Origin of the sequence: Inquilinus limosus MP06 (assembly GCF_000767795.1) — a bacterium.
In the GTDB taxonomy this organism is placed as follows: domain Bacteria; phylum Pseudomonadota; class Alphaproteobacteria; order DSM-16000; family Inquilinaceae; genus Inquilinus; species Inquilinus limosus_E.
In genome coordinates this window covers 1-6,333 of sequence record NZ_JANX01000368.1, presented here as the reverse complement: position 1 = coordinate 6,333, position 6,333 = coordinate 1, and the positions used below count along the sequence as shown (strand labels likewise).

The 6,333-nt window shown below is 71.5% G+C and carries 5 protein-coding genes; all 5 read right to left on the bottom strand.

What is annotated here, in order from left to right; translation table 11 throughout:
• On the bottom strand, positions 1-2,354 hold a 2,354-nt coding region (tssM, locus tag P409_RS23100), incomplete at its 3' end, for a type VI secretion system membrane subunit TssM (protein ID WP_034844231.1).
• A 24-nt stretch (positions 2,355-2,378) separates the two neighbouring features.
• Positions 2,379-3,473: a type IVB secretion system protein IcmH/DotU gene (gene icmH / locus P409_RS23095; RefSeq protein WP_238578746.1), complete on the bottom strand. Its 1,095-nt coding sequence runs from the start codon at positions 3,471-3,473 to the stop codon at positions 2,379-2,381.
• Positions 3,359-5,131 carry a type VI secretion system baseplate subunit TssK gene (gene tssK / locus P409_RS23090; protein ID WP_238578745.1) on the bottom strand — a complete coding sequence of 591 codons (1,773 nt, stop codon included), beginning with the start codon at positions 5,129-5,131 and terminating at the stop codon, positions 3,359-3,361. The genes icmH and tssK overlap by 115 nt, the downstream gene beginning before the upstream one ends.
• A gap of 6 nt (positions 5,132-5,137) precedes the next feature.
• Positions 5,138-5,599 carry a type VI secretion system lipoprotein TssJ gene (gene tssJ, locus P409_RS23085; RefSeq protein ID WP_052121242.1) on the bottom strand — a complete coding sequence of 154 codons (462 nt, stop codon included), beginning with the start codon at positions 5,597-5,599 and terminating at the stop codon, positions 5,138-5,140.
• 103 nt (positions 5,600-5,702) lie between these two features.
• Positions 5,703-6,333 (bottom strand): type VI secretion system-associated FHA domain protein TagH (tagH, locus tag P409_RS23080; protein ID WP_034844229.1); only part of this gene is annotated, 631 nt, incomplete at its 5' end.

The following is a 6,333-nucleotide window of genomic DNA, read 5'->3' as shown; positions in this document are numbered from 1 at the left end:
TGGCTCTGGAACGGTACGATCTGGACGTCGGCCAGCAGGCCGTTCCAGGCGGAGATGTAGTCGTTGTAGTAGAGCTGCAGCGCGTCGCCGGCGACCTTGGCGATGGTCGCGTCGTCCGGGTCGCCCGGCGGCGCCTGGGGATCCACCACCCAGCGCTCGGACGCCACCATCCGGGCCGCGTGCTCCAGGCCGGCCAGCACGGTCTCGTGGAAGCCGCGATAGGTGTAGATCCCCGGCAGGCCTTCGCCCAGGCCCTTGCCGGAGGGGCGGGTCAGCACCCGGCCGGCCTCGGGCCCGCCATTGGCGGCGATGGTCCAGTCCGGCAGCGCCTTCACCGCCGGGTCGTCCAGCAGCATCTTGTACGCGCTCTCCGCCGGCGGCGTAGCGCCCAGGATGCGGCGGGCCTGGTCGACCAGCTTGCCGTCGATGCCGACCACGGTGATCGGCCGCTCCAGCAGGGCCGCGGTGTGGTCGAGGATTGCCTGGCGGTGCGGCGCGTTGTCGGCGCCGGGATAGCGCTGGTCCAGGTCGACCTTGAGCCAGGCCAGGATGGTCTCGCGGTCGATCTCCGGCGCCCGGCCGCCCAGCATCAGGTACGATTTGAGCGCGACATAGGCCAGGTTCGACGGCGCCTTGACCCCGCGCAGGATGTCCTCCAGCCGCACCACCAGCCGCGGCAGCAGCAGCGTGTTCAGGGCGCGGCGATAGGCCGGGATGGTGCCCTGGGACAGCACGTCGCCTTGATACAGGCCGAACTGCATCGCGACCGGCACGTCGTCGTTCCGCCGGTCATAGCCGGTCGGCATCGCGCGCAGCAGGTCCAGCGCCGGCAGGACGGTCGCCAGGTCGGCGTTGCGCACCGGCCCGACCGCGTCGCCCAGCCTGGCGCCGTAGTCGTTCAGGCCGGACTGGACGGAGGCGATCAGGTCGCGGTTGCCGAGATAGCTGACGGTCCAGGCCGACAGGCCGCCGGCCAGCACCAGCAGGGCCGCCGTGGTCGCGCCCCAGCGCACCCAGCGCAGCCGCCGCTCCACCTTCGGGTTGGTCGAGACGATATGCGCCTCGGCGAAGACCACCCGCCGCAGCAGGTCGGTCAGGAAATAGCTGCGGCCGCGGCCCTGGGGCGGGGCCATCTGCTGCCGGTCCAGCCCGAAGGACTGGGCCATGGCGCCCATCAGCCGATCGAACGGCGTGCCCTCCTGCGTGCCGCTGGTCAGGTAGGCGCCGCGCAGCAGCGGGCGGCTGTCGTAGCGGCTGGGCCGGAACGCCTCGGCCAGGAACTCGTCCAGCGGCTCGCGCAGCGACGCGACCTGGGCCGGGAAGCCGTAGATCAGGCTGCGGTTGCGGATGTCCGGCTCCTGGTGCAGCCGGGTGACCACCCGCTCGTTCAGCCGGTCCACCAGCCGGTCGAATTCCTTCAGGAACCCGGTGACCGCGCCCTGCTCGCCCTTGCCCTCGTCGAAGGCGAAGCTGATGCCCCAGACCTGCTCGCGCGCCTCGCGGTCCAGGTCGTCGAAGAACTCGCTGAAGCCGGCCAGCAGGTCGGCCTTGGTGAACAGCACATAGACCGGGAAGCGGACGCCCAGCTCGTCGCTCAGCTCCTGCAGCCGCTGCCGCACGGCGCGGGCATGGCCCGACCGCTCGGCCTCCGGCATGATCGCGAGGTCGGAGATGCTGACGCAGATCAGCGCGCCGTTGATCGGCTGCCGCGGCCGATTGCGCTTGAGCAGGCCGAGGAAGCCCTTCCAGGCGGCGGCGTCGCGGGCGGCGTGGCTGTCCTGGGTGGTATAGCGGCCGGCGGTGTCGATCAGCACCGCCTCGTTGGTGAACCACCAGTCGCAGTTCCGGGTGCCGCCGATGCCGCGGATGGCGTCGCGGCCCTGGCCGGTGCGCTCGGCCAGCGGGAAGTCGACGCCGGAGTTCACCAGCGCCGTGGTCTTGCCGGCGCCGGGCGGCCCGATCAGGATGTACCAGGGCAGCTCGTACAGCCAGCGGCGGCCGCCCTTCTTGCCCAGCCGCGTGTTCTTCAGGACCGCCAGCGCCTCGGTCAGCCGGCCGCGGATGGTCTCGATCTCCTCCTCCGCCGCCTCGCCGGGGCTGGCGGCTTCCTGCGCCATGTCGTCGACCAGCCGGGCATTGGCGTTGCGGCTGCGCACGATCGACCAGGCGACGGCGAAGGCCCAGATCACCAGCAGCGCCGCGATCACGGCCACGCGCACCAGCTCGCTCTCGAGCGGCCGGACGTCGTCGAAGGCGAAGAGCGGCCCGACGAACCACAGAATGGCGGCCAGCAGCAGCACCCCGATCAGGGTGACGAACCAGCGTGCCGTCAGGATGGAGAGGATCTTGCGCATCGGCTCTCGTCGTTCGCCCGGGCGTCAGCCGCCGCCGGTCGGCTTGATCAGGATGACCTCGACGCGGCGGTTCTGCGCGCGCGCCTCGGGCGTGTTGTCCGGCGTCACCAGCGGCTCGCTGTCGCCCTTCGCCTCGACGGAGAAGCGGCCGGTGCCGACGATCTTCTCGAAGATCCCCTTCACGCTGTTGGCCCGGGCCAGCGACAGCTCGATGTTCGAGCCGAAGCGCGCGCTCCGGATCTTCTGGCTGTCGGTGTGGCCCTCGATCACCACCTGGCCGGGCTCGGTCTTCAGCGCCTCGCCGATGCGGTTCAGGATCGACAGGCGCTTCGGGGTCACCGCGTCGCTGGCCGAGGCGAACAGGTCGCTGCCGTTGATCCGGACCCGGACCGACTGCTGGTCCTCGGTCACCGTGACCAGCCCCTCCTTGATCTCGGGCTCCAGGAACTTCTTCAGGCGGACGCCCGAGCTCTCGACCACCACCTTCGGCGGCGGGGGCGGGGCCGGCGGCTCGACCGGGGTCGTCCGCTCGATCACCACCGGGCCCTGCGGCGGGGCTTGGGCGGCCGCGGCCATGGCCGGGTCCAGCGCGGCGTCGAGGAACCAGCGGAAGGTGAAGAAGGCGGCGACCAGGACGGCGCCGGTCGCGGCCCCGATGACCCAGAGCGGGACGATGCGGCCGAGGGCGCGCCGCTCGGCCACCACGCCCTTCCAGTGCGGCGACAGGGCGGCCTCGCGTTCCCCGCGCAGGCGGCGGATGGCGCGGTACAGCGAATCCCGGATCTCCGCCAGCTTCGCCGGGCCCCGCGCATCGACGCGGTAGCGGCCCTCGAAGCCGAGCGACAGGCAGACATAGTACAGCTCGAGGATCTCCAGCGTCCGCTCGGGATCCTTCATCAGGTGGTCGAGGATGTCGAAGAAGCGCTCGCCGCCCCAGGTCTCGTTGTAGAAGGTCGAGACCATGGACTGCTTGGTCCACAGGCTCTGGCTGCCCCAGGGCGTGTTCAGCACCAGGTCGTCGATCGTGGCGCACAGGCCGTAGCGGGCGGCGCGGATTGCCTCGGCCGAGGCGCCGGCCGCCAGGGCGGTGCGCTCGAAGCTGCGGATCTCGGCGACCACGCGCTCGCGCAGCAGCGGCACGTCGCGATGCACCGCCCGGTTACTTCAGCCGCACGGGCCAGGGCCAGCAGCGGGGCGGCGGCCTGGGTGACGGCGTTCAAGGCCGGTCGGCGCCAGCGGCACCACGCCGGCCGGGCCGTCCGGCAGGCCGGCGGCCAGGCGCGACCGGGGGGCGACGACGCGCGGCGCGATGGTGCCGTCGCCCTCCTGTCCTTCCCCGACCACGGCGGCGGGCCGGACCCCGCCGGGGCGGGGGCGGATGACGGTGCGGTCACCGTCCTTCGGGTCGGCGAAGGGATCGTCTTCGGCCATCGGCTATCCTTGGGGGCCTTGATCGCCCAGCACTCCAGCTGCAGGTTCGGGAACTCGCCGGCGACGTGCACGGCCATGCCGCCGGAGGATTTCAGCTCCTCCCAGAACCGGCCGGTGCGGTCCATCTCGAAATAGATCACGCCGGGATGGTAGGGCAGCTGCCGCGGCGCCACCGGAAGCGGGCGGATGGTGATGCCGGGCAGGGCCGCGTTCACCAGGTTCCGGATCTGCTCGACCGGCCCGATCTTGATCTGCGACGGGAAGTGGCGGCGCAGGGCGTCGGCCGAGGCGTCGGCGCGCACCGCCAGGATGAAGGCAGCCTGGTCCAGCAGCGACCGGTCGGCGATCGGCGCCACCCGGATGCCGTAGCGCCGCTCCTCCAGCGGGATCGGGATGGCGCTCTGCTCCAGCACCGCCGACAGCGACTGGCGCAGCTCGATCATCACCGCCTGGAAGCAGCGCTGCAGGTCGTCATGGCGATAGGGCGGGAAGGCGACCGGCCGCTTGTCCCGGCCGGTGAAGCTGGCCAGCTCGCCGGCCAGCTCCAGCATGGCGGCGTACAGCCGCTCCGGATGGATGCCGGGGGTGACGGCGAAATGGGCCATCACCGGCTCGGCCCGGTTGACCAGCTGCAGCAGCAGGAAATCCGCCACCTCGGCCACGCCCTGGGTGCCGGAGGCGTTGACCCGGCCGGCCAGCGCCTCGCCGCGATGATGCAGCAGGCCCAGCACCTCGGAGACGAAGCCCGACAGGCCGGCCGAGGCCTGGCAGGTCAGGCTGGGCGGGATGTACTTGTCGTCCAGCACGACCGACCGGTCCGACCGGACCTCGACGATCCGCGCCAGGCCCAGGCAGACATAGCCGGAGCGGTCCTCGGTCTCCAGCAGGTAGCGCAGCCGCAGCCGGGCCACCTGGATCGCGGACACCGCGGGCGAATAGGCGTTGGCGTCCGATGCCTCGAAATCGATGGCGGCGTAGCGGGCGGTGTCGCTGCTGGCCGTCGCATGGTCGATGTCGGGGTGGCCCGGCTGGCGCACCGGCACCGCCAGGTAGACGATCGTGTTCTTGGTCGCTTCCGGCACCGTCAGCGGCGGCGGGTGGTCGACATCCTCCGGGATATCGAAGGGGGTGCCGTCCTCCAGCACGCCATGCGCCGCGGTGATCGCGAACTTGCCGGTGGTCAGCAGCTCGCGGTTGATGGTCAGGGCGCCGATGCCCCAGCCATGCGGCATCAGGTCGGCCAGCCGCGCGCGCACCAGCTTCTCGACATAGCGGTCGAACTGCTGGAAGTGGTGGGTCCGCAGGAACATCCCCTCGGACCAGACGACCTTGTTGTCCCAGGCCATGAGCGGCTATTCCCCGGCCTTGGCCGTGACCTCGGCGGCGCCGACGGTGATGGCGACGGTGCTGGTCGACGCCGGGTCGACCGCGACCGAGGTGCGCCAGCGGGCATGGTCGATGTCGCGGAAGCCGGCGACCACCCCGATCACCTGCGTGGCGGGATCCAGCTTCAGGGGCAGCGACCGGCTCTGGCCGGGCGTCACCAGGGCCTGGTCATGTGCCACCAGCGTGTCGCCCAGCGCGCCCTGCGGATCGCTGGTCAGCTTGAAATAGTCGGACTGGTCCAGGACCGCGCCCGACTTCAGCTGATAGATCCGCACCACGATGGGCGACGGCCGCTGCGATGCGTCCGGGTTGACGTCCGGGCTGGCGGACACCGTGGCCGTCGCGTCGCGCGGGGCGAGGCCCGCGGCGCCGCAGCCCGACAGCAGGGCTGCGGCGAGCAGGGCTCCGGCGAATCTGCGTGATCCCATTTTCCTATTCCCCAGCAGGCCGTAGCATTGCGATCCTGTGTAGCAAGCGCATGAGTCCGAGGCCACATCATGGCGGGCTTCGGCCAATCCCGTCTCCGTGGCCTCAGATCCGGTCCTTCAGCCTGCCATAGCCTTCCGCGAAGGACGGGCCGAAGACCTCGCGGATATTGTTCGACGCCGTCTCGGCCGTCCGGCGGTGCAGCGCGACATAGGCATCCCACAGTTTGGCCTTGCGGCCGCCCGGCAGCACGCCGCCCAGCCCGCCGGTGGCCGTTCCGGCCTCGATCGCCGCCGGGCTGAGTGTGTCGAGCAGGTGGCGCAGCGCCTGCTCCATGCCGCCGACCGTGCCGATCTGGTGCTCATGCAGGTCGCGGAACCCCTCGGCGATGGCGTCCGCCCCCTTGGCGAAGGCAGGCAAAGGCGGGTTCAGGATGGCGGCGATCGCCTCCGCCGGAGTCGCCGAGAATTTCAGCGGGTTGTTGTTGCGCGGCTGGATCGAGGTGCGCTCGATCCGGAACTCGCCCTTCAGGGCTGACCGGGCGTTCAGCGCCTCGATCAGGCCCTGCACGCTGGTCCGCACGATCTCGCCGAAGGTGGCCGCGATCTCGGGCCCGCGCTCGGCCGGGAAGCGGGCGGGGTCGAGCCCCGCCGCCTCAAGCATCGTCCGCAGCAGGTCGTGGCTCCCGGCCGGCGGTGGCGCGGAGGCCGGCTCCGGCCGGGTCTCGGCCGCGATC

Excerpts from the sequence above, each read along its gene's own strand:
- tssK (WP_238578745.1), bottom strand. The coding sequence starts at position 5,131 with ATGGCCTGGGACAACAAGGTCGTCTGGTCCGAGGGGATGTTCCTGCGG.
- tssJ (WP_052121242.1), bottom strand. The coding sequence starts at position 5,599 with ATGGGATCACGCAGATTCGCCGGAGCCCTGCTCGCCGCAGCCCTGCTG.